21 protein-coding genes are annotated in these 23,637 nt (G+C 27.2%); 8 read left to right on the forward strand and 13 right to left on the reverse strand.

Features of this window, described 5'->3' with window-relative positions:
• The first annotated feature begins 63 nt into the window (after positions 1–63).
• A complete protein-coding gene (gene ruvC / locus JG676_RS00820; protein ID WP_200169162.1) occupies positions 64–540 on the forward strand; it encodes a crossover junction endodeoxyribonuclease RuvC in 477 nt (158 codons plus the stop codon).
• On the opposite strand, the gene JG676_RS00825 is transcribed toward ruvC, so the two are convergent.
• The 7 genes from JG676_RS00825 to JG676_RS00850 form a co-directional block, all read right to left on the reverse strand.
• Positions 537–1,631: a DNA adenine methylase gene (locus JG676_RS00825; RefSeq protein ID WP_200169161.1), complete on the reverse strand. Its 1,095-nt coding sequence runs from the start codon at positions 1,629–1,631 to the stop codon at positions 537–539. The genes ruvC and JG676_RS00825 overlap by 4 nt on opposite strands.
• Before the next feature lies 1 nt (position 1,632).
• Positions 1,633–1,944 (reverse strand): restriction endonuclease, encoded by a 312-nt coding sequence (locus tag JG676_RS08875; RefSeq protein WP_373563781.1) that lies wholly within the window; start codon positions 1,942–1,944, stop codon positions 1,633–1,635.
• A complete protein-coding gene (locus JG676_RS08880) occupies positions 1,941–2,111 on the reverse strand; it encodes a hypothetical protein (protein WP_246801775.1) in 171 nt (56 codons plus the stop codon). Before JG676_RS08880 ends, JG676_RS08875 begins: the two co-directional genes overlap by 4 nt.
• A 266-nt stretch (positions 2,112–2,377) precedes the next feature.
• The gene (infC, locus tag JG676_RS00835; RefSeq protein ID WP_200217029.1) at positions 2,378–2,896 is read right to left on the reverse strand and encodes a translation initiation factor IF-3; all 519 of its coding nucleotides are present in this window, start codon (positions 2,894–2,896) and stop codon (positions 2,378–2,380) included.
• Positions 2,893–4,701: a threonine--tRNA ligase gene (gene thrS / locus JG676_RS00840; RefSeq protein ID WP_200217030.1), complete on the reverse strand. Its 1,809-nt coding sequence runs from the start codon at positions 4,699–4,701 to the stop codon at positions 2,893–2,895. The genes infC and thrS overlap by 4 nt, the downstream gene beginning before the upstream one ends.
• Before the next feature lie 100 nt (positions 4,702–4,801).
• Positions 4,802–5,599, reverse strand: a complete 798-nt coding sequence (locus tag JG676_RS00845; RefSeq protein WP_200217031.1) for an undecaprenyl-diphosphate phosphatase — start codon at positions 5,597–5,599, stop codon at positions 4,802–4,804.
• Between the two features lies 1 nt (position 5,600).
• On the reverse strand, positions 5,601–7,592 hold the full coding sequence (locus JG676_RS00850; protein WP_200217032.1) for an OPT family oligopeptide transporter: 1,992 nt from the start codon (positions 7,590–7,592) through the stop codon (positions 5,601–5,603).
• Positions 7,593–7,846: 254 nt separating this feature from the next.
• Between JG676_RS00850 and JG676_RS00855 the strand changes: the two genes are divergently transcribed.
• A complete protein-coding gene (locus JG676_RS00855) occupies positions 7,847–8,023 on the forward strand; it encodes a hypothetical protein (RefSeq protein ID WP_200217033.1) in 177 nt (58 codons plus the stop codon).
• A gap of 13 nt (positions 8,024–8,036) precedes the next feature.
• Here the strand turns inward: JG676_RS00855 and JG676_RS00860 are convergent, their stop codons facing one another.
• Positions 8,037–10,406 carry a ribonucleoside-diphosphate reductase subunit alpha gene (locus tag JG676_RS00860; protein ID WP_200217034.1) on the reverse strand — a complete coding sequence of 790 codons (2,370 nt, stop codon included), beginning with the start codon at positions 10,404–10,406 and terminating at the stop codon, positions 8,037–8,039.
• Positions 10,407–10,421: 15 nt separating this feature from the next.
• The gene (gene purB, locus JG676_RS00865) at positions 10,422–11,750 is read right to left on the reverse strand and encodes an adenylosuccinate lyase (protein ID WP_200169154.1); all 1,329 of its coding nucleotides are present in this window, start codon (positions 11,748–11,750) and stop codon (positions 10,422–10,424) included.
• A 75-nt stretch (positions 11,751–11,825) separates the two neighbouring features.
• On the opposite strand from purB, the gene JG676_RS00870 reads away from it, so the two are divergent.
• From JG676_RS00870 to JG676_RS00880, 3 genes are all read left to right on the forward strand, one after another.
• Positions 11,826–12,725: an RluA family pseudouridine synthase gene (locus JG676_RS00870; RefSeq protein ID WP_200217035.1), complete on the forward strand. Its 900-nt coding sequence runs from the start codon at positions 11,826–11,828 to the stop codon at positions 12,723–12,725.
• 362 nt (positions 12,726–13,087) lie between these two features.
• Positions 13,088–13,558 (forward strand): hypothetical protein, encoded by a 471-nt coding sequence (locus JG676_RS00875; RefSeq protein WP_200217036.1) that lies wholly within the window; start codon positions 13,088–13,090, stop codon positions 13,556–13,558.
• Between the two features lie 53 nt (positions 13,559–13,611).
• Positions 13,612–13,797 (forward strand): hypothetical protein, encoded by a 186-nt coding sequence (locus tag JG676_RS00880; RefSeq protein WP_373563778.1) that lies wholly within the window; start codon positions 13,612–13,614, stop codon positions 13,795–13,797.
• Between the two features lie 1,416 nt (positions 13,798–15,213).
• On the opposite strand, the gene JG676_RS00885 is transcribed toward JG676_RS00880, so the two are convergent.
• From JG676_RS00885 to JG676_RS00895, 3 genes are all read right to left on the reverse strand, one after another.
• A complete protein-coding gene (locus JG676_RS00885; protein WP_200217037.1) occupies positions 15,214–16,482 on the reverse strand; it encodes an MFS transporter in 1,269 nt (422 codons plus the stop codon).
• A 133-nt stretch (positions 16,483–16,615) separates the two neighbouring features.
• Positions 16,616–17,704 (reverse strand): 23S rRNA (adenine(2503)-C(2))-methyltransferase RlmN, encoded by a 1,089-nt coding sequence (gene rlmN / locus JG676_RS00890; RefSeq protein ID WP_200217038.1) that lies wholly within the window; start codon positions 17,702–17,704, stop codon positions 16,616–16,618.
• Between the two features lie 17 nt (positions 17,705–17,721).
• The gene (locus JG676_RS00895; protein ID WP_200217039.1) at positions 17,722–18,258 is read right to left on the reverse strand and encodes a purine-nucleoside phosphorylase; all 537 of its coding nucleotides are present in this window, start codon (positions 18,256–18,258) and stop codon (positions 17,722–17,724) included.
• Positions 18,259–18,335: 77 nt separating this feature from the next.
• Here JG676_RS00895 and rsmA point away from each other — a divergent pair, with 77 nt between their 5' ends.
• The 3 genes from rsmA to JG676_RS00910 all read left to right on the forward strand — a co-directional run bounded on the left by rsmA (position 18,336) and on the right by JG676_RS00910 (position 22,543).
• Entirely contained in the window at positions 18,336–19,121 is a 786-nt protein-coding gene (gene rsmA / locus JG676_RS00900; RefSeq protein ID WP_200217040.1) for a 16S rRNA (adenine(1518)-N(6)/adenine(1519)-N(6))-dimethyltransferase RsmA, read from the forward strand.
• Positions 19,102–21,051: a ribonuclease J gene (locus JG676_RS00905; protein WP_200217041.1), complete on the forward strand. Its 1,950-nt coding sequence runs from the start codon at positions 19,102–19,104 to the stop codon at positions 21,049–21,051. Before rsmA ends, JG676_RS00905 begins: the two co-directional genes overlap by 20 nt.
• Positions 21,052–21,781: 730 nt before the next feature.
• Positions 21,782–22,543: a pseudouridine synthase gene (locus JG676_RS00910; RefSeq protein WP_200217042.1), complete on the forward strand. Its 762-nt coding sequence runs from the start codon at positions 21,782–21,784 to the stop codon at positions 22,541–22,543.
• Between the two features lie 26 nt (positions 22,544–22,569).
• On the opposite strand, the gene JG676_RS00915 is transcribed toward JG676_RS00910, so the two are convergent.
• Complete coding sequence (locus JG676_RS00915) at positions 22,570–23,565, reverse strand: type II asparaginase (protein WP_200217051.1); 996 nt, start codon at positions 23,563–23,565, stop codon at positions 22,570–22,572.
• Positions 23,566–23,637 lie beyond the last annotated feature (72 nt).

The following is a 23,637-nucleotide window of genomic DNA, read 5'->3' on the forward strand; positions in this document are numbered from 1 at the left end:
TATAAAAAAAGGTTAAAATTATTCACATCTTTAGAAAAGAATTTCACATTTTTAAGGTTTATTTTGAAAATTTTAGGAATTGATCCAGGAACTCGTTTTTGTGGTTATGCTATTATAGAAAGTGATAAAAATAAAAATACTCTTATAGAAGCAGGACTTATAAAGATTAAACCTTCTACACTTCAATATCAAATTACAGAGCTTTGTGAAGGACTAGATTTAATCTTTAAAAATCATCAATTTGATGAGGTAGCTATAGAGGATATATTTTTTGCTTATAATCCAAAAACAGTTTTAAAACTTGCACAATTTCGTGGAGCTTTAAGTTTAAAAATTTTACAAATTCATGGTGAATTTAAAGAATATACTCCTTTACAAATTAAAAAAGCAATAACAGGAAAAGCAAAAGCGACAAAAGAACAAGTTGCTTTTATGGTAAAAAGACTTTTAGGAATTTCAAAAGATATTAAACCTTTAGATATTACAGATGCTATTGCTATAGCTTTAACACACGGAGCAAATTTAAGGATGAAATATTAATTTTTAACTAAAATATAAAGTTGCTCATTGACATAAATAGAGCGATTTTTAAGATTTCTACTAGCTCTAAAAGTATTATATTTTTGTTCCAATAAAAAACATTTTCCAAGATTTTGTAAACGTTTTAAAAAATTTTCTTTTTTAACAAAGCCTTCACAATTATAAGATAATAAAATGATTTTAGCTTTTAAATTATAAATTAGATCAAATAAAGCATTTTCAGCATTTTTTTGACTATTATAAACACTACGATTCCAATCTTTTGGAATTCCACTTATATTTGAAATTTCTTTGGGTTCTTTATAATTTGCAATTAAATTTAGCATAAAATAATTAGAGCTATAAGGGTGTTGATTATAAGGGGGATCAAGATAAATTACATCTATATTATCAAGTTCTTTTGCAAGTATATTTGCATCTTTTTGTGTAACCTTAAATTCACAAGAAAAATTTGAAAAAATAGGCATTTTAAGTTCTATTTCACCTTTAATTCGTTTTAAAGCATTGCCAGCTTCTCCTCCAAATTTTCCTATACCATTTTTTCCTTTATAAAAACCCTTAAAAACTCCACTTGTATTAGAATGAACACTTGCTTCATAGATTAAAGGTGCTATAAAAAAATGTCTAAATTCTTTTGGAATATCATTATCAATTTTTGCTCTTAAAGTATCTAAATACATTGCATTTTTAATAGTATAAAAAACTCTTTCATCTTTTTGGATAAAATTTTCATCTTTTGGAGCATAAAGCTTACTAATAAAGCCTTTTTGAAGTCTTAAGTTTTGAGTTAGATTTTTATGATATTTTTTTATAGTTTTATTTAAATTTTCATCTTTATTGCTAAGATAGCATTCATTAATAATTCTTGAATAATTTTCTAAATCATTAGCTATAATAAAATTTGAGTGTGCTTTTGCAAAACGACTGACTATACCTGAACCACTAAAGATATCACAAAAGCTAAATTTATCTTTTTTTAATTCTTTTTTAGCAAAATTAAATCCTTGTTCTAAAAAGCCTAAAAGTGCTCTTTTATTACCAAGATAAGTAATGATTTGTTCTTTTAAAAAGTTAGGGTTTTCAGTAGCCATATTAAAAGATATAATACCTTAAAGATGTTTTAGCAATTTCTTTCATAATTTCAAACATTTCATTTACTTCCCACTTATTTTCTATAAAATACATACTAACAGGAGAAAAATAATTATGATCACTATTGCCATCTGCTTTAAAAATATAAGTTTTATTTAGATAATAAAATTCATTTAAAACATTTAATTTTGCTAAAACGGATTTTTCACTGCTTACAAAATCACATCCCCAGCCAAAACATACAAAAGGAGTTATTTTTTCATGATTTAACATAGCTTTAATACCTGTTAAATTTTTTCCTAGTCTTTCTATAGCATTTCCAGCAACTTGTTTGCTTTTGCCTTCTTTTTTCTAGTATCATTAGCTCCTTGTCTTTTAGCATCTGTAATCAATAGAACTTTTTTATAATTCTCATCATCTTTTTTTCTTAAAAAGAATACTCCACCATCTGGTTTTATAGTATTATCTATAAAATTCATATCAAATTGGACGCGAATTTTTGTTGATTTAATATTATTAATTAAAAGAAATTTCTATTTTTTTCTCTATTTCAAAATAATATTTACCATCTATAAAATTCGCAACCCCCTCTCATATCTATTTAATGAAAATTTTTTTCTAAATATTCTTTAGTTTTTTGCATAGCTAAGTCTATATTTAAGTCATCTTTTTTTTGAATGTAAATTCTTTTCTTTATGTTAATTTTTATTTTCTATTAAATTTTTTCTTGGCATTTAAAAAACCATTAAGATTTCTTTGGTGTTACAAACATATTTACATAACGACCTTCAAAATTTGGCTCTTTATCGCGGTTAGCTACATTTTCTACCATAGTCCAAATTTTTTCAAGTAGAGTAATACCAGCTTCGGGACTTGACATCTCACGTCCTTTTAAAAATACACGAAATCTTACGTGTTTTCCTTGTGATAAAAACTCAAGAGCATGTTTAACTTTATAATTAATATCATTTTGAGCGATTTTTACTGAAAGTTTAATTTCTTTTATATCAATAATTTTTTGTTTTTTCTTTGCTTCTTTTTGTTTTTTTTCTTGTTGATAGCGAAATTTTCCAAAATCCATTATTTTGCAAACTGGTGGTTTTGCATCTGGAGCTATCATAACAAGATCAAGCCCTAAGCGATTTGCTATTTCTAAGGCTTCATCGCTACTAATTATCCCATAAACTTTTCCATCATCACCTATACATCTTATTTCATCTGCTCTTATCTCATCATTGAGCAATATTTCTTTTTCTTTACTCAAAAATATACCTCACTTATTTTCTCTTTGATTAAATTTATAAATTCATCTAAACTTAAATTCTTTTGTTCTTTGGTTCTTCTATCTCTTAGAGCAATACTTCTTTTTGAGACCTCATCATCTCCTAAAACTAAAATCATTGGTAATTTTTGTTTCTCAGCAGTGCGAATTTTTTTACTTAAACTTTCATTTTTTTCATAAATTTCACTATCTATATCTAATTCTAAAAGCATTTTATAAATTTCTTTAGCATAAGCTTTGTGATTATCTGAAATTGGTATTATACCTACTGCAGTTGGTGCTATGAAAAATGGGAATTCTCCTCCACAATGTTCGGTTAAAATTCCTATAAATCTTTCAAAAGATCCTAAAATTGCACGATGAAGCATTACGGGCTGTTTTTTCTCATTTTCGTGATTTGTATATTCTAATTTAAAACGATTAGGTAGATTAAAATCAACTTGTATGGTTCCACATTGCCATTTTCTTTTTAAGGCATCAGTAATTTTAATATCAATTTTTGGACCATAGAATGCTCCGCCACCTTCATCGATATTGTATTTTAAACCTTGTTCATCTAAAGCTTCTTTTAAAGCTTTTGTTGCGATTTCCCAAATTTCATCATCACCGATAGCTTTTTCAGGCTTGGTTGAAATTTCCATTTCATAAGAAAAATTAAAGAGTTGCATTAGCTTATCAACAAAATTTAAAATTTCAAGTACTTGTTCTTTGATTTGGCTTGGCATACAAAAAATATGTGCATCATCTTGAGTAAATTCTCTAACTCTTAATAATCCGTGTAAAACCCCGCTTTTTTCATGACGATGTACAACGCCATATTCAAAAAATTTTAAAGGCAAATCTCTATAGCTTCTAACTTCACTTTGATAAACTTTAATATGTCCTACACAATTCATAGGTTTTATTCCATATTCTTGTTCATCAATTTGAGTAAAATACATATTTTCTTTATAATTATCATAATGTCCGCTAATTTTCCAAGCATCTGCTTTTAAAAGTTCAGGACCACGCACAGGTTCATATCCTCTTAAACGATGAGCTTTATAAAGTATTTGTTCTAATTTGCTTCTAAGTCTTGCTCCATTACTAAGCCAAATAGGAAGCCCTCCACCTATTTCATCATCAAAAGTAAAAAGTTTAAGTTCGCTTCCTAGTTTTCTATGATCTCTTTTTTTAGCTTCTTCTATAATATGCAAATATTCTTTTAAGCTTTCTTTATCTGCAAAAGCAGTTCCATAAATGCGTGTTAGCATTTCTTTTTTTTCATCGCCACCTAAATAAGCCCCTGCGATTCTTGTTAATTTAAAGAATTTAAGAAATTTAGTATTTGGCAAATGAGGACCACGACATAGATCTTCGAATTCGCCCTGTTTATAAATACTTACAATTTCATTTGGAATTTTTGATAAAACTTCTTGTTTAAGATCATCATCTTTAAATTTAATTAAAGCTTCTTTTTTAGAGATTTCATATTTTGTAATATCTAGCTTTAAATTTGCTAGTTCTTTCATTTTATTTTCTATTTTTATCAAATCTTCTTCACTGATTTTATTTTCTACGCGAAAATCATAATAAAAACCATCTTCTATTACAGGTCCTACGAAAAATTTAGCTTCAGGATATAGACTTTTAATTGCTTGAGCCATTAAATGTGCACAAGAGTGACGTATTACTTCTAAACTTTCATTAGAATTATCAAAATATATAGCTTTTAAATCTTTGCAATTTGTATTTTGTGTATCAATGATTTTATCCTGTTGTAAAAAAGCGATGATTTCTTGTTCCATTTATTGCCTTTGCTTACTTACTCTGTAAGTTTTGATTAAAAACTTAATTTTAACTTTATAAAGCTTAATATTTTTTAAAATTAAGTTTATTTTTAAAAAATTAGAAATGGCTTTGAGCATCTAAAATTCCAAAATAATATAAATATAAAAATATAAATCCTAAAAAAATTCTATAAATTCCAAAAGAAATAAAACTAAATTTTGAAATAAATTTCAAAAAGATTTTTATAACAAAAATAGCAACAAAAAACGCTGTTATAAATCCTATAACTAAAGGAATTAAAGTTTCATTGGCATTAAGAATGTGAGGTTCTTTGTAAATGCTATAAGCTGTAGCTATGATCATGGTTGGAATTGCAAGTAAAAAACTAAATTCAGCTGCGATTTTACGATTAAATCCTAATAAAAGCCCCCCAATAATACTTGCCCCACTTCTTGAGGTGCCAGGAATCATAGCTAAAGATTGAAAAAGCCCAATACAAAAAGCTTGTTTAAAAGATATTTCATCTAAGGAGTTAATTTGATAATTTTTATTTTTATGTAATCTTTCTATAATAATAAATACTATACCTCCAAGTATTAGCATTATGACAACTACATAGCCATTAAACAAAAGATCTAAATGCTTGGCAAGAAAAAATCCAATAACTCCAGTAGGAAAAAATCCTACAGCAAGTTTAACCCATAGTTTAATATTTTGAAAAAGGTTATTCCAAAATACAAATAAAACAGCAAGGATAGAACCAAGTTGAATTATAATTAAAAAACTTCTTAAAAATTCATTTTGCTCTAATCCTAAAATAGTAGTTCCTAAAATCATATGTCCTGTTGAAGATATAGGTAAAAATTCGGTTAAACCTTCTATGATTCCAAGCATTAAAGCGTGAAGATTTTCCATCTTAGTCCTTTTTTACTATACGTTTTACAAAATATAACATAACAGCTATAAAAACAATAGATGCTAAAATTCCATTATCTGTGAAACCTAAATTCAAAGCTAAAGGTTCTTCGCTTCCTTGATTGCTTACAGAAAAAACTGTAATACCTGCTATGATAACTCCAAAAATACTTTCTCCAACTATAAGTCCTGAAGCAAATAAAATTCCTTTTTGCTCGCATTTTGCAATTTTTTCTTCTTTGTGAGAATTGTGTGCATATTTTTTCTTAAGATATTTCATTACATAATAATTTAAAATCCCACCTACTATAAGTGGTATGATTGCTTCTGGAGGCAGATAAATACCTATACCTACTGCTAAAGGAGGTAGAGATTTTTGATATTTTTTTAAAATTTTATCAATAATTATAATAGCAACACCAATTAAAGCTCCAAATATAATGTAATTCCACGCTATATTATGATTAAAAATTCCTTGTGCTATTGTACTCATTAAATTAGCTTGAGGAGCAGCTAAAGCAGCAGAAATATCCATATCAGGTCTTGGCATAGCACCTTTAAAACCATAAGCTTGATATAATAAATTTAACACAGGAACTATAGCTAAAGCCCCAAATATACATCCTATAAGTAAAGAAACTTGTTGTTTCCAAGGAGTAGCTCCAACCAAATGTCCTGTTTTTAGATCTTGTAAGTTATCGTTTGATATAGCAGCTGTTGCTAAAATCGCACTAGTTGTAAAAATAGCTAAAGCAATAGCAAATTTAGATAATGATGCATCTGCAAAAATTTTCTCTTGTGATCCTAAAAATAAAATTACCAAAGAAGAAACAATTATACCTATAAGTCCAATTCCTGAAATAGGGCTAGATGAAGATCCTACAAGTCCTGCCATATAACCACAAGCTGCTGCTACAAAAAATCCAATCAAGATTGCAATTAAAGTTCCAGATATAGCAAAAATAATATGATTTGAAAGACTTAAATTTGCATCAGTTACGAAATTATAAAAAGCAATAAAAAGTCCTATAGTCATAAGAATAAATAGGATAAAAATACTTTTTAAAGAGAGATCAGTATCTTTAGGATCAAGGCTTTGAGTATTAGAAATTTTGGTGTTTTTAATAATTTCTTTTAATCCTTTTATTACAGGATCTAAAAGTTCTATTAAAGTCCAAAGTGCGGCTATTGCTATAGCTCCTGTTCCTATAAGTCTTACTTTTGCTGACCAAACACTTGTAGCCAATTCTGTTGCACTTTTAGCACTATCGAAATCTAAATTTGAAAGATAAGGCGTAAAAACTCCCCAAGCTAAAAACATTCCTAAAAAAAGTGCCAATGCCCCTGCTAGTCCTACAAGGTATCCAGCCCCTAAAAGTGCTAAAGAATAACCAGTAGAAAAACCAAAAGCCATTTTATTCCATATAAATGAAAAATTACTTTCAGTAGCTAATATCTTAAAACCACTACTTAAAAGACTAACAAAAGCTGCAATAAAAGAACCTGAAATTATTTCTTTTACGCCGTTTTTACTTTTTTTATTGCTTTGATCTTGATTGACTACTTTTAAAATTTCAGCTGCTGCTCTTCCTTCTGGATATACTAGTTTGCTTTTAGTTACCATAGCTCTTCTTAAAGGTATGGTAAATAAAACTCCTAAACCTCCTCCGCAAAGACAAATTAAAAAAGTTTGCCAAAGTGGAAATTCGGTCCAATAACCACACATAAAAAGCCCAGGTATAACAAATATAACAGAAGATAAAGTTCCGGCTGCAGAAGCTTGAGTTTGAACCATATTATTTTCTAAAATATTTGAATTTTTAAAAAAACTTAATACTGCCATAGATATTACTACAGCGGGAATTGAAGATGAAAAAGTAAGTCCTACTTTAAGACCTAAATAAACATTAGAAGCTGTAAAAATAATGGTTAAAATACTTCCTAGAAGCATTCCTCTAAAAGTTAGTTCCGCAAGTGAGTTATTTTTATACATTTTTTATCTCGTTTTTTAATTGTATAGAATTTAACATTTTCATCCTTTTGATTTTTAAAAATAATAAAGATACAAAAAAAAAGCTTAGAGCTTTTTAAAATATGTGTTAACTTTTGAATGAATAGTAAATAAATCAAATATTAGTATGTTTCATTTGGTAACTATTATGATAGTTTAAATAATTAAAACTACATAAATTATAAAAATTAATTTTATAATATAAATAACACTAAATACATAATAAGGAGAATAAAATGAAATTTTTAATTTCTTTTTTAGTTTTATCAAGTATTTTTATATTTAATGCTTTTGCTGATCAAAATATGGAAGATGCTAAAGGAAAGATTAGAATAAGTTGCAATTATCCTATGAAAGATATTAATAATGATGCTATGCAAGACTTCAATGCTACTTGCTCATCAGAACAATAATGGCTTTAAGCCATTATTGACAACCTTCGCACTCTATGCTTCTATCTGCAACATTAACTTTTTCACTGTCAGGGCTTTCACTTCTTAGATAATAAGTTGATTTAATCCCTAATTCCCAAGCTAATTGATAAATTTCATTAAGATATCCACCACTTGCTTTATCAAGAGACAAGAATATATTAAGACTTTGTCCTTGATCTATCCATTTTCCTCGTATAGCAGCAGCTTTTACTAGAATTTTTTGATCAAGTTCATAAGCTGGAGTATAATATTGCCAAGTTTCTAAATTTAAATTTGGAACAACTACAGGTATCATTCCGCTTAAATTTTGCTCAAACCATTTTCTTTTATAAACAGGTTCTATAGTTTGCGTTGTTCCTACTAGAATAGAGATTGAAGAAGTAGGAGCAATAGCCATTAAATATCCATTTCTCATACCATCTTTTTTAACTTTTTCTCTCAATTTATCCCAATTACACATACTTTGATCAAATAATCCTTCTTTTAGTGTTAAAGCTTTGGCCTTTGGATTTGCTAGATCTATTGGAAAAATTCCTTTACTCCAATTTGATCCTTTAAATTCAGGATAAACTCCTTTTTCTATGGCCAAATTTGAACTTGTATTAATTGCTTCATAACTAATTTGTTCCATTATTTCATCAATTTTATTGAAATGCTCATCACTCCCCCAATAAATTTTAGCCTCTGCGAGCATTTGAGCTTCTCCCATTACTCCAAGTCCTATGGCACGAGATTTTAAATTTGTATCTTTTACTTTTCTATGTGGATAAAAATTAAGATCAATTACATTATCAAGCATTCTTATAGCAGTTGGAACAACACGTTTTATATCTTCTTGTGTATAAACTTTACTTAAATTTATACTTGCTAGATTACAAACTGCTGTTTTGCCATCATTTTTAAATTTTTCAACTATATAAACTTTATCACCATCTATGTTATCTAAAGTACTTATTTTTTTAGCCGGTTTTTGATAATTTCCATTGACAGTAACTATTTCTTCTTCATGAAAATATTTTTCTTTACCATTTTCGAAAACAACTTTAATTTGATAATAGTTTGGTTCAGTGTTTTGAAAGATTTCTGTACATAAATTTGAACTTCTAATAATACCTGAGTGCGCATTTGGGTTGGCTTTATTGGCATTATCTTTAAAACATAAAAAAGGCATACCTGTTTCAAAATAATTAAGTAATATTTTTTTCCAAAGTTCTTTTGCTTCTATGATTTCTTTAACAATGCTTTCATCTTTTTCATATTCTTCATATCTTTTTTCAAATTCTTCCCCATATAAATCACATAAATCAGCAGTATCAGCAGGATCAAAAAGAGTCCATTTATCATTGGCTCTGACTCTTTTCATAAAAAGATCGTTAATCCATAATGCAGGAAAAAGTTCATGTGCTCTTCTTCTTTCTTCTCCAGAATTTTTACGTAAATCTATAAAATCACTAATGTCCATATGCCAAGGTTCTATATAAACTGCAATTGCTCCTTTTCTAGTTCCTAGTTGATCAACCGCCACTGCTATATCATTAGTAATTTTTAAAAAAGGTATGATTCCGCCAGCTGCATTTTTGTGCCCATCTATGCTTCCACCCATAGCACGCACCTTAGACCAATCCCAGCCTATACCACCACCAAATTTAGAAAGCAAAGCCATTTCTTGATAAGAGTCAAATATCCCTTCTATATTATCAGGTGTGCTTCCTATATAACAAGAGCTAAGTTGATGACGTGTGGTTCTAGCATTTGAAAGAGTAGGAGTAGCTAGCATTACTTCAAATTTAGAAATAAGATCATAAAATTTCTTTGCCCATTCTGTAGGATTAAATTCATTTTGAGCTAAAAACATTGCAATAGCCATAAACATTTGTTGAGGTAGTTCTATAGGCATACCTTTGCTATCTTTTATTAGATATCTATCATAAAGGGTTTTAATACCAAGATAAGTAAATTGCATATCTCTTTCAGGTTTTATATAATCATTTAAATCATCAAGATCATATTTTTCTTTAAGTCCCAGTAAGATTCTACCTTCTTTTTCTCCTTTTTCAAAGTATTCTCTTAAATGATTGTAGCGATTCATGCCATTTACTTTTTTATAAAGATCAAATAAAAAAAGTCTAGCTGCAACGAAAGTCCAATTAGGACAATCAATATCTATTTTATCTACTGCTGTTTTAATTAAAGTTTTTTGTATTTCCTCAGTAGTTATTCCATCGCGGAATTGAATTTTTGCATCAAGTTCTAATTCGCTTAGATTTACCCCTTCTAAATTTTTAACAGCATCAGAAGTACATTTTTTAATTTTTGAGATATCTAATTCCTCGGTGCGTCCATTTCTTTTAATAACTTTCATAATCAACCTTTAAAATTATTTAAATGTTCTTGCAAAAATTGCATCAATATTTTTTGTGTAATAAGAATAATCAAAACATTTTCTAATATCTTCTTCATTGAGTTTTGATCTTAAATCTTTATCATTTAAAAGAGCAATTAAAAATAAACTTTCATTTTTTTCATTGAGAGCAGATTTTCCATCTTGTAAATCATTCCAAACTTTCATTGCATTTCTTTGGACAATCTTATAAGCTTCTTCACGACTTAAACCTTTAAGTGGTAATTCCAAAAGAACTCTTCCTGAAAAAACTAATCCACCTGTAAGATTTAAATTTTTCATCATATTTTTAGGGTAAACTAAAAGATTATTAATCAAATCTTTTAGTCTATTTAACATAAAATCAGCAGTAATAAAAGCATCAGGTAAGATAAATCTTTCTACACTTGAATGGCTTATATCTCTTTCATGCCAAAGAGCAACATTTTCTAAAGCTGGTGTTACAAAGGATCTTAAAATCCTACAAAGTCCTGTAATATTTTCACTTAAAACAGGGTTTCTTTTATGTGGCATAGCTGAGCTTCCTTTTTGTCCTTGTGAAAAATATTCTTCAGCTTCATAAACTTCTGTTCTTTGAAAATGTCTAATTGCTACAGCAATTTGCTCACAGCTTGAGGCTAAAATTGCTATAGCTGAAATTACTTGTGCGTAACGATCTCTTTGAATTATTTGATTTGAAACAGGGGCTGGTTTTAAATTTAAAATTTTACAAACCTCTTCTTCAAATTCCAAAGGAGCGTGAGCAAAATTTCCCATAGCTCCACTAATTTTTCCATAACTAATTACTTCTTTTGCGTGAAGCAAGAGATCTTTTGCATTTTTTATTTCATCATACCAAATTGCCATTACTAAACCAAAAGTTATAGGTTCGCCGTGAATTCCGTGACTTCTTCCTACCATTAGAGTGTTTTTATGCTCTAAGGCACGTTTTTTAATTGCATCTAAAAGTTGTTCTAAATCTTCTAAAATTATTTCTAAACTCTCTTTTATTTGTAAAGCTACAGCAGTATCAATACAATCAGAACTTGTCATTGCATAATGTAAAAAACGACCTTCTTCTCCCAAATTTTCACTAACATTTGTAAGAAAAGCTATGACATCGTGTTTGGTAGTCTTTTCGATTTCATCAATTCTATTAATATCAAATTTAGCATTTTCTAAAATTTTTTTACAATCTACATCATTTATAATTCCAAGCTTATTCCAAGCTTTAACTGCGGCTAATTCTACCTTAAGCCAAGCGTCATATTTAGCCCTTAAGTCCCATTTTTTAGCCATTATTTCTCTGCTATATCTTTGAACCATTTTAAACCTTTTTGGTTATAATTTTATTAATAAAAAAATATGATTTTATCTAAAAAAATTTAAAAAAGGTTAAAGTTGCCTTATACGAAAATTAAGCTATCAAATAATGGAAAAAAGGCATTTGAAGTTCTTATGGAAAACTTAAAAATTTCTATAAATGAAGCTCAAAAACTTATAGATAAAAAAAGACTTTTTTGTAATGGAAATTTGGTTAATAAAAAAAATGAATTTTTAAATGGCGAAATTGAACTTATAGTTTATGAAAATAAACCAAGAGGTATAGAAATTGTTTTTGAAAATGAAGATTTTGCCGTACTTGAAAAACCAAGTGGAGTATTAACTCATCCTAATGGTAGGCATTGTGAGTATAGCCTAAGTGATGAAATTTGGCATTTGTGGGGTAATAAAGCTTGTGTAGCCCATAGACTTGATAAAGAAACAAGCGGACTTATACTTGTAGCAAAACATAAAAATTCTCAAATAGATTTTAAAACTATGTTTGAAAAAAAAGAAATTCAAAAAGAATATTTAGCTTTAGCACAAGGATTAATAAATAAAAATTTCAGTGTTGATACAAAAATGGATTTGGTTAAAAATTATGATGATGTAAAAACTAGAATGTGCATTTGTGAAAATGGAAAGCATTCTTTTACTAAATTTGAAATTTTAGAATTTTATCCAGAATTTAATGCAACTCTTTTGCTTTGTAAGCCTTTTACAGGAAGACAACATCAAATAAGACTTCATTTGTTTCACATGAAACATAAAATTTTAGGAGACCCTTTATACGGATTAAACAAAGATCAAATTGAAAGAATTTTAGATAAAAAAATGGAAGAAAAAGAAAGGATAGAATTTTGCGGAGCTAAGCGTTTGCTTTTGCATTCTTATCGTTTGAAATTCAAATACAAAAATAAATTTTTTGATATAATCTCCAAAAAAGATATGAAAAAAGAATTTTTAAATTTTTTATAATTAAAACTTATAAGAAATTATATTTTAATAATTAAGGAGTTGAAATGAAAAATAAACTAACGGGGGGGGGTAATAGGATTTTTTTGTCCTTATGGTATAGGAGATAGTTTAATTTCTTTAAAAGCTTTATATGTGATAAAACATTTTATAGGGCAGAAATAGTTTTTTTTGGAAAAAGTAATTTAAAAGATTTAATATCTTGTTTTGATTTTATTGATGAATTTGAAGAAATTCCTTCATTAACTTCTAGTGAAAATCCTATCATAAAAGAGAAAATTAATAAGTATAATTTAGATTTTATTATTTCTTTTCATGCTAAAACTTTTATACTTAAATTTTTGATAAATACTAATGCTAAAAAAGTGATTACTAGAAATTGTCCTATTTCTATTTTTTCTTTAAAATGCAAGTGCGTCTTTGTTTCTTTTATTAAAAGATTTTATAAAAATAGAAACGATGAATTTAAAATGCTTTATTATGCAAGAAAAATAAATCCTAAATTATTTGATAAAGAAATTAAAAATTTAAATTTTGATATAAAAATTAAAACAAATATTTATAATAAAAATGTCATAAATAATTTTTTAGATCAAAATAATATAAAAGATAAAAATCTAATACTTCTTAACCCTTTTTCTATTTCAGCTTTTTATACTTTAAAATTAGTAGATTATTTAAGGCTTTGCCAAGAAATTATTTCTAAATTCAAAGATATTTATATAATTATACCAAGCTATGAAGCTGTTCATAAAGATTTTATACGAGAATTTAAGACATTTTTTAAAGAAAATCCACAAAGAATTTATATCTTAAAAATGATGACAATATTTTAAATATTTGTGAGCTTATTAAAAGAATAAAGTGTGTTATATCTCCTAGTACGGGAGTGATTCATCTTGCTTCAAATTTGGAAAAATCAAGCATAGGTTTATTTAGTGAAAAAGATATAATTTTTTGGGAAACTTTTAACAAGGATTATGTTTTGCTAAATAAAACTAAAGAAGAATTGAGCACATATGATATTTTAAAGATTATAAATGAAGTGCTTTTAAAATTAAAAAGATATTTATAAATTTTAGATTTAAAATAATAATGAATTAAATTTCTAAGATTTTGAAATTTGAATTCTATTGTAGTTTTTGGTTTTAAGCTAAAATTTTTAGCTTAAGTTATCTTAAAGGAGTGATAATAAAAGATTTCAATGGGGAGAGGTGTCATTAAAACCCGATGTCTTATGATAGCAAGTTTAGATATGCTTATAATGCACAAATTATTGTTTTTACAAGAAATAACACTTTATTTCTTTGTAAAGAGTTTGGAATTTGTCAATTATATTGAAATTTTAGAAAATCCCATAAAATAAGAAAATTTAGAAAAAATTAATCGATATAGTTTAGATTATATTATTTCATATAAAGCAAATGCTTTTTTAATTGATTTTTTATTAAAAGTAATACTAAAAGTTATACAATACTTAAAATCAAAACACTTTGGATAAAACTTCTTAAACGTCTTTAATAAAAGAACAAAAGAGATAGGTTGGTTTTTTACACTAGGAAAATAAACACTAGAATTTTTGATAAAAAGATTAAAAATTTAGAATTTAAAACACAGATAAAACCAATATAGCACATAAAAATTTAATTAAGAATTTTTTAAATCAAAAAAATTAAACGTTTTATAGTGTTTAATCCTTTTAGTATTGCTTTAAAAATACCACTTTAGATACTTATTCCTTTTTTAAAATTAGCAAAAAATTTAAACAAATTTATTAAGACATTATATTGTAATGCCTAATTACGATTTGGTTTATGATCATTTTATAAACGAATTTTATGGATATGATAAAAATTTATCCAAGGAAATTGTAATTTTAAAAATAATGATGATATTTTAATTAGCAAAGCTTATTAAAATCAATTGTGTAATAAGCCCTAGTACGACACTATTCATCTTGTTGCAAATTTGAAGGTTTTTAGTATCGCACTTTACCCATTAGGAGATGAAGTACTTTGACCAATATATAATAAGATTATATTTTATTAAAAATACCAAAGATAATTTAAGTGAAGATGAAAAGCAATAAATTATTATGGATATTATTAAAAAATTAGAAAAATATCTTTAATCTTTTTCTAATTTTAAAATCTTTTTGGTTAGCTATATAGTAGGGATACTTTAATAAACTTGGTATAATCTTTTTGCTAGTGTTAAAGGTTTTTAAATGGTAGTTTTATTCTATTGTATCAAATAAAATTATAGTTATTTTAAAATGCTTTCTTGCTTAAGTATGATTTTATAAGATAAAGTCTTTAGATTTTAGTAGTTTTATTATTTTTTCTTTTTAAAACTTAAAGATATTCTTTAAGTTATCAGTGAAAATAATGATTGGTGAAAAGTATTGAAGGTTTTTAATATGTATAATACATTTTTTAGTTAATATAACTTAATAAAAATGTATCAACTTCTTATTATTGTAAATATATTTTTATACCACTTCTCTTTTTTGTTTAAAGAATAAAAATAAAATAGCTACAAAATAAATTACAATAGCCCATACTAAAAATGCATCAATAAGTCCTATTTGTCTTACTATAGGTTGAGAGATTATAGGGCTTAAAAATTGTCCTAAAAATATAAAACTTGCTAAAATTCCATAAGCCCTAGCCCTAGCATTTGATGGACAAATAGAAAATAAATAAGCTGTATTATTAACAAGCATAATTCCTCCACCTGTTCCAAGTAGTGCTAAAGCAAGCATTACTGCACTAAAGGAATGGATAAAATATAAAAGCATAAAGGAGCTTCCTACGATGAAAAGAGTTAAGATATAAATTTGTTTTATATTTATAAATTTCATCAAATATTTATAACTTAAAGAAAATAGTCCATAAAAAAGGGCAGAAACTGACATAGAAATTCCTATATATTTTGGATCAAGCCCTAGGTGATCTTCTATATAATAAGGAAGTTGGGTTGGAGATATATAATAAATTACCATAATAAAAAATCCTATAAAATATATTGGAAAAAATTGCCAATAATTTATTTTTGCTTCTATTTTACTATGATTATAAAATTTAAATTTTTTAGGTTCAAATAGATACATATAAGCTAAAATTGTGATTAAAATTCCAAGTCCATAAACCAAAAAAGGATAACGCCAAGAATAGCTAGAAACATAACCCGCGATAGAAATAAAAATGGCTCCTCCAGCAGCACAGAAAAATCCTTGCCAAGAAAGAGCGTTTTCGCGACGATTAAATCCACCCCTACTATAATAATCTCCAAGCAAAGCTGATGCTCCTGTCATGATAAAAGCCGTTGCAATTCCAAATACGGCTCTTGAAATAAGAATGGCATAAATATCATTTAAGAAAAATCCAGCTACTCCTGAAATTGTCCAAATTATCATAGCTGGAAAAATAAATTTAAGTTTTCCAAATTTATCCATTAATATTCCAGCAATTGGAGAAAGTATTACTACAAAAATAGCCGGTATTGTTAAAACAAGACGTGTTAAAATATCAAGATGAGCAAGCGTAAATTCTGTTAAAATTCCGCTTTGATTTTTTAAAAGTATATCAAAATGTTTATTAATGGCAGGAAGAGCCGAAGAAATAACAACACTTCCTAGCATTGTCATTGCAGCCATTGAAAATACAGCAGTTTTAAAACCTTTTTTTTCTGTAATTTCAACCATTTTTTTATCAAATTTAGTATCATCGGGATGAAATTTATATTGTTTTATTGGCATAATAAACCTTTTTTGCTTATTATACTGCAAAAATCATATTAAAAACTAATTTTTATTATCTTTTACAATTACCCAAACCATTCCACAAAAACCTATTATAATAACCAAAGATATAAAAATAAGTTCTATAATATCAAGCCAACTCATTTTTCTTTCTTTCTTTCTTTCTTTCTTTTAATTGTCCGCAAGCTGCTGAAATATCAAGTCCTTTGCTCTCTCTTATGGTACAAGTTATTCCTTTTGAGCTTATATAATCTTGAAATTTGATAGCATTTTCTAAATTCGGACGCTTATAAAAGCTTCCTTCGTGCGGATTAAAAAGTATTAAATTTACTTTAGCTTTAATACCATTTAAAAGTCTGACAAGTTCTTTTGCATGATCAATTTTATCATTAATATTATCAATCAAAAGATATTCAAACATAACTCTTTTTCTTTGATCTATAGGAAATTCACGTACAGCTTGCATAATAGAAGCTATATTATAAGCTTTGTTTATAGGCATCAGTTCGTTGCGTAAAGTGTCATTTACAGCGTGTAAGGATATAGCAAGTAGCACTCCTAAATTCATTTCTCCTAATTTTTTGATTTGATTTGCCAAACCACTTGTGCTTATAGTTTGGCGTCTAGGACTTATGCATAATCCATCGTTATGAGATAGTATTTTAATGGCTTTTGAAACATTATTAAGATTATCAAGAGGTTCTCCCATTCCCATATATACTATATTAACACGTCTTTCATAAGGAATTTGATTATCTTTTTTGATCCAAAGAATTTGTGCTACTATTTCCCCAGCACTTAAATTTCTTTTTAAGCCACCTTTTGCTGTTAAGCAAAAACTACAACCACTTTTACATCCTACTTGAGAAGAAACACAAATGGTATATTTGGCATTGGCAATTTTTATACCTTTTTCATTAAATTTTTCTTCTTTCATTGGCAAAAGCACACTTTCTATTCTTAAGCCATCTTTGAGTTCAAAAAGATATTTTATACTTCCATCTTTACTTTGTTCTTTATAGATTGTTTTAAGAGGATTAAAATAATATTTTTCATTCATTTCTTCTCTTAGATTTTTTGGTAAAGAACTCATTTCTAAAAAATTATTAGCATATTTTTGATATATCCATTGATAAATTTGTTTCACGCGAAACATTGGTTTGATGCTTTCTTCTAATTCTTTGGGCAAAAGATCTAAAATATTTATAGTTTCTTTCAAAATTTATTCCTTGAATTTTAAAGATAATTATATTTTTTTAAATATTGTATTAAATTTTCTTTAGCTTTTTGGTGATTTGCTATAAAGTCATTATGTGCATTTTCATCACAAAAATTGGTTGCACATAAAATACATTCTGCAAAAATATTAAAATTTTTAGCCACACTTAAAACCGCAAAAGCTTCCATATTTTCAGCAAAAAAACCTAATTTAGCAAATTCTTTAGCGGCTTTTTTATCTTGGCAAATATAATTTGAAGAATTTATTTTAATTGTTTCACGAGAAACATTTTCATTTTTAAGATAAATTTCATTTTGTGCAGGTGTATAAAAATTATTTGAAATTTTTGAAAATTCAATATTATAAGCACAAGAGCTTTTATAAATTTCTAAAATTTTACCTTTTTCATATAAACCACAAGTTCCTATAAATACTAGATTTGATGGATTATAAGTTTGGCAAATTTTAGTTAAATTGCAAGCTGCTTCTACTAGGCCTATGCCTATAGCTTTAGCAAATGAAAAGTTTTCATTACCTCCAGCACAAACTATCATTTAATCCTTTCTTAATTTATTTTTAGAATTTTATCTAAAAAGACTTAATTAAGAATTTTTAGATAAAATAATTTTTTATGATTAAAGCGAAAAAACGTTACGGACAAAATTTTTTAAATAGTAAAGAAATAGTTTATAAAATCATCCAAGCCATACCCAAAGAAACAAATAATATTGTTGAGATTGGGCCTGGCTTAGGTGATTTAACGCAAGAGCTTTTAAAAATTTCCTTTGTTAAGGCATATGAGATTGATAAAGATCTTATACCACTTTTGCAAAAGAAATTTCAAAAAGAAATCGAATGTGGAAAATTAAGATTATTGCATCAAAACGCAAGTGAGGTTAAAGGAAGTTTTGATGAAAATAAGTATTTTTTGATTGCCAATTTGCCTTATTATATAGCAAGTTGTTTGATTTTAAAAGCCTTAGAAGATGAGAATTGTTTAGGGCTTATCGTTATGGTGCAAAAAGAAATGGCTCTTAAATTTTGTGCTAAAGAAGGAGAGAAAGAATTTTCTTCTTTGGGGGTTTTAAGTGCTTTGATTTGCAAAAGAAAAATACTTTTTGATGTAGATCCTAAATGTTTTGATCCTGAGCCAAAGGTTATCTCATCTGTGATGAGTTTGATAAAGGAGAAAGAATTTAGGGAGCTTTGTAATATAGAAGATTTTAAAGTTTTTTTAAAAGATTGTTTTAAATTTCCAAGGAAACAACTTCTTAAAAATTTAAGTCTTCATAGAAATAAGGTTTTAGAAATTTTAAATAGTCTTAATATAAAAGAAAATGCTAGACCCCACGAAATTTGCGTTGATTCATACCTTAAAATTTATGAAAAATTAAAGGATGAATATGAGCGAAAATAGTCAAGAAAATCAAGAACAAAAAATAAATTTTAACTCTAAAAACAACAAGCATTATAAATATAGAAATAAAAAGAAAAAAAATATTCAAAATTCAGAAAACTCAAATGTCAGTACTCAAAATAATCAAGAAGAAAAAAAGAAAAAAAGAAAAAATCTTCCTTCTAAATTAAGCGGAAATGAAGATTGGCAGATTGCTCTTGCTGAATGTATAGAGGCAAATCGTATTTCTCACGAAAATCGTTTAAATCCTCTTAAATATAATAATTCAAGCGAACATAAAATCCGCATAACTCCTCTTGGAGGTTTGGGTGAAATTGGCGGTAATATCACCATTTTTGAGACAAATAATGAAGCTATTATTGTAGATATAGGTATGAGTTTTCCTGATGGAACTATGCACGGAGTGGATATTATCATACCTGATTTCTCTTATGTTAGAAAGATTAAGGATAAAATTAAAGCTATTATTATTACTCACGCACACGAAGATCATATAGGAGCTGTGCCTTACTTTTTTAAAGAATTTCAATTTCCAATTTATGCAACCCCTTTGGCTTTGGGAATGATTTCAAATAAATTTGAAGAACACGGCTTAAAAAGTGAAAGAAAATGGTTTAGACCTGTAGAAAAGAGAAAAATTTATGAAATAGGTGAGTTTGATATAGAATGGATTCATATTACCCACTCTATCATTGATGCTTCTGCACTAGCTATAAAAACTAAAGCAGGAACTATTATACACACAGGAGATTTTAAAATAGATCAAACTCCAATTGATGGTTATCCTAGCGATTTAGGACGTTTAGCACAATATGGAGAAAATGGAGTTTTATGTCTTTTAAGTGATAGCACGAATTCTTATAAAGAGGGCTATACAAAAAGTGAAAGTTCGGTTGGCCCTACTTTTGATCAAATTTTTTCAAAGACTAAAGGTAGAGTGATAATGAGCACTTTTAGTTCTAATATACACCGCGTTTATCAAGCAATCACTTATGGTTTAAAATATGGTAGAAAAGTTTGTGTTATAGGGCGTTCTATGGAGAGAAATCTCTATACTACAATGGAACTTGGCTATATCAAACTAGATAGAAAAATTTTTATTGATGCAGATGAGGTAAATAAATATAAAGATAATGAAGTTTTGATTGTAACTACAGGAAGCCAAGGCGAAACAATGAGCGCTTTATATAGAATGGCAACAGATGAGCATAAATTTATAAAAATTAAACCAAGCGATCAAATTATCATTTCAGCTAAAGCCATTCCAGGTAACGAGGCAAATGTTTCTGCAGTGCTTGATTATTTACTTAAAGCGGGTGCTAAAGTGGCATATCAAGAATTTAGCGAAATTCACGTAAGTGGCCATGCAAGCATAGAAGAGCAAAAACTTATGCTAACGCTAATAAAACCAAAATTTTTCTTACCTGTTCATGGAGAATACAATCATATCACCAAGCATAAAGAAACAGCTATGAAGTGCGGAGTTCCTGAAAGAAATATTTATCTTATGAGTGATGGAGATCAGGTTGAGATTTGTCAAAAATATATTAAACGTGTAAAAACAGTTAAAACAGGAAAAGTTTTTGTAGATAATCAAATCAATAAACAAATCGCTGATGATGTAGTAATCGATCGTCAAAATTTAGCTGATAATGGAATAGTTGTTATCATAGCTCAACTTGATAAAGCTTCAAAAACACTTGTTAATAAGCCTAGAGTTTTTAGTTATGGATTAGTAGCTGATAGACAAGATCACGCATTTTCAAAAGAAATGGCTGAAGTTTTAGCTCAGTTCTTTAGCAATGTTAAAGATGAGGTTTTAAATGATTCAAGATTTTTAGAAAATCAAATCAGACAGGTATTAAGAAAGCATATTTTTAGAAAGATCAAAAAATACCCAACTATAGTTCCAACTATTTTTGTGATGTAAATTTATTCAAAGCTTTTTAGAGCTTTGAATTTTTGTTTTTATAGTTTATATTTTGCTAAAATTTAATGATTTATTTTTATAAATTCTTTTCATGTAATTTAGCTTTTTATATTGGAAGTATTTTATGCTTTTGTTTTTATCTTCTTAAAAGAAAGTCCATTAAATTATTTTTATTGAGATTTTTAGATTAGTTTAAAATTATTAATTATGATACAAATTTGTATTATTTATTTTTTATATTTTCAACGATTTAAATTGTCTTAATTTTTCTGTTTCGTTCTTAATCAAGAGAAATATTTTGCTAATTTAATGTCAATTTTTTGATAGTTTTGATATATGATTTTTGTATTATATAAATATAATTTGTTTTTTCTAATTTAATTAATAACAATAGTTTTTGTATTGTTTAAAATGAATTTATATATGAAAAATTATTAAAATATGATTTATTTCAAAGTTTATATTTTTTATTTTAGAGTAATCATTGAAATAATATAGTTCATATTGCAATTTTATTAATACGTCAAAATGCAATTACTTTAACTTTTGGCTATATTATTATTTAAGAAAAGATGCAATTTATCAAATAAGTTAGTTTTTTATATTTTCATATTTAATATTCAATAAATGATTTTTTTTACTAATTTTTTAGATTTTTATTGCGAAAAGCAAACGCGAATAATAAAAATGTTAAAATTATAGATTAAGTTTTAATAAAATAAGGTAAAAAATGAGAATCAACAAATTCATATCACACAATAGCCATTATTCGCGTCGTGAGGCAGATGAACTTATTAAACAAGGTTTAGTAAAAATAAATAACAAAATAGCCCTTTTAAGCGATGAGGTAAAATTTGATGATAAAGTTTTTATTAAAGGCAAAAAACTTCAAAAAAGAACAAGCTTTAGTGTGATTATCTATCATAAACAAAAAGGCGAAATTGTTTCTAAAAAAGATGATAGAGGTAGAAAAATCATTTATGATACTTTACCAAAGCAATTTCGCAATTATTTAAGTGTTGGTAGGCTTGATTTTGCTAGCGAAGGTTTGCTTTTACTCACCGATTCTCCTGTGATAGCTTCTTCTTTAATGCATAGTGATTTAGAAAGAGAGTATTATTTAAAAGTTAAAGGCGTAGTGGGTAAAAATGTGATAGAGGCTATGCAAAATGGACTTGAAATTAAAAATGAAAAAAAAGGAGCTCACGCGAAAACAAAAATTACTTCTATGAGTTTTGCTCCTTTTTTAGAGTATGAAATTTTTGGTTCAAGTGGAGGTTATACTAAGCTTAGAGTTGTTATTAATGAAGGTAAAAATAGAGAGCTAAGACGTTTTTTTGCACATTTTGACTTAGAAGTGATGGATCTTAAAAGAGTGGCTTTTGGAGCACTTGATTTAGGAGTTTTAAAAGCAGGAAAATACCGCTTTTTGGAAAGAGGAGAATACGAAAAATTAAGAGATTTTTTAAAGCTTAATAATATTAAATATTAAAGCCTTTAAAAAAGGCTTAAAATTTTTTAGTATTTTTCAAAATATTTTTGTATAGTATTTATATCGTTTGTTTTGGTAAGAGCTAACATTAAAAGAACTCTTGCTTTTTGTGGATTTAAACCTTGTGTATCAATAAAGCCTAAATCTTTATCTTCTTTACTTACAGCAACAGATCCTGCTGATACTCTTGAACTTATAGCAACTTTTAAACCTTGTTTCATAAGTTCTTTTAACATTTCTTTTTGATTTTGATGGATGCTTCCAGCTCCGCTTCCTGCTATAACTAAACCTTTTGTTCCATTTTCAAATAAAGCTTTAGCAGCAACAGCGTTGCCATCATTAGAATAAGTATAAAGTATATCAACTTTTGGTAAAGTATTTAATTTACTTACATCAAAAGGAGTTTTTTTGGTATGTTCTTTTAAATTTGTATTATAAAAAAATACTTTTCCATCTACAATATATCCTAAATTTCCATAGTTAGGAGAAGAAAAAGCATCGACATTTAAAGTATGAGTTTTACTCACATCTCTTGCGCCTTGAATTTTATCATTCATTGCTATCATCACGCCTTTGTTTTTAGCTTCTTTGTTTGCAGCTAGAGCCACAGCATTGTAAAGATTTTTAGGACCATCTGCACTCATAGCACTTGCAGGACGCATAGCGCCTACTAAAACTACAGGTTTGTCACTTTTAATAGTTAAATTTAAAAAATAAGCAGTTTCTTCCATAGTATCAGTTCCATGGGTGATTACTATGCCATCAACATCTTTTTTAAGAAGTTCATTAGCTTTTTTAGCAAGTTTTAGCCAAATTTCATCATTCATATTAGAGCTATCAATATTTGCAATTTGTTCCCCACTAACTTGTGCCAAATCTTTAATTTGTGGTACAGCTTTGATTAAAGTTTCAATTCCTAATACCCCTGCTTTATATCCTGTTGTCTCTAACTCATTATCTATAGATCCAGCTATAGTTCCACCTGTAGCTAGTATAACGATTTTTGGTTTTGCTTCTAGCATACTTACTCCTAAAAGTAAAAACATTATTATAAAAATAATATTTCTCATTAACTCTCCTTTCTTATTTGTTAA

The organism is Campylobacter sp. 2018MI34, assembly GCF_016598975.1.
In the GTDB taxonomy this organism is placed as follows: Bacteria; Campylobacterota; Campylobacteria; order Campylobacterales; family Campylobacteraceae; genus Campylobacter_D.

Bases quoted from the DNA above. Each gene is read 5' to 3' on its own strand.
- JG676_RS00845 (WP_200217031.1), bottom strand. From the start codon at position 5,599: ATGGAAAATCTTCACGCTTTAATGCTTGGAATCATAGAAGGTTTAACC.
- JG676_RS00910 (WP_200217042.1), top strand. From the start codon at position 21,782: ATGAGAATCAACAAATTCATATCACACAATAGCCATTATTCGCGTCGT.
- JG676_RS00855 (WP_200217033.1), top strand. From the start codon at position 7,847: ATGAAATTTTTAATTTCTTTTTTAGTTTTATCAAGTATTTTTATATTT.
- JG676_RS00905 (WP_200217041.1), top strand. From the start codon at position 19,102: ATGAATATGAGCGAAAATAGTCAAGAAAATCAAGAACAAAAAATAAAT.
- JG676_RS00915 (WP_200217051.1), bottom strand. From the start codon at position 23,565: ATGCTAGAAGCAAAACCAAAAATCGTTATACTAGCTACAGGTGGAACT.
- thrS (WP_200217030.1), bottom strand. From the start codon at position 4,701: ATGGAACAAGAAATCATCGCTTTTTTACAACAGGATAAAATCATTGAT.
- JG676_RS00860 (WP_200217034.1), bottom strand. From the start codon at position 10,406: ATGAAAGTTATTAAAAGAAATGGACGCACCGAGGAATTAGATATCTCA.
- JG676_RS00895 (WP_200217039.1), bottom strand. From the start codon at position 18,258: ATGATAGTTTGTGCTGGAGGTAATGAAAACTTTTCATTTGCTAAAGCT.
- rsmA (WP_200217040.1), top strand. From the start codon at position 18,336: ATGATTAAAGCGAAAAAACGTTACGGACAAAATTTTTTAAATAGTAAA.
- JG676_RS00825 (WP_200169161.1), bottom strand. From the start codon at position 1,631: ATGGCTACTGAAAACCCTAACTTTTTAAAAGAACAAATCATTACTTAT.
- purB (WP_200169154.1), bottom strand. From the start codon at position 11,750: ATGGTTCAAAGATATAGCAGAGAAATAATGGCTAAAAAATGGGACTTA.
- JG676_RS00885 (WP_200217037.1), bottom strand. From the start codon at position 16,482: ATGCCAATAAAACAATATAAATTTCATCCCGATGATACTAAATTTGAT.
- JG676_RS00850 (WP_200217032.1), bottom strand. From the start codon at position 7,592: ATGTATAAAAATAACTCACTTGCGGAACTAACTTTTAGAGGAATGCTT.
- JG676_RS08880 (WP_246801775.1), bottom strand. From the start codon at position 2,111: ATGAATTTTATAGATAATACTATAAAACCAGATGGTGGAGTATTCTTT.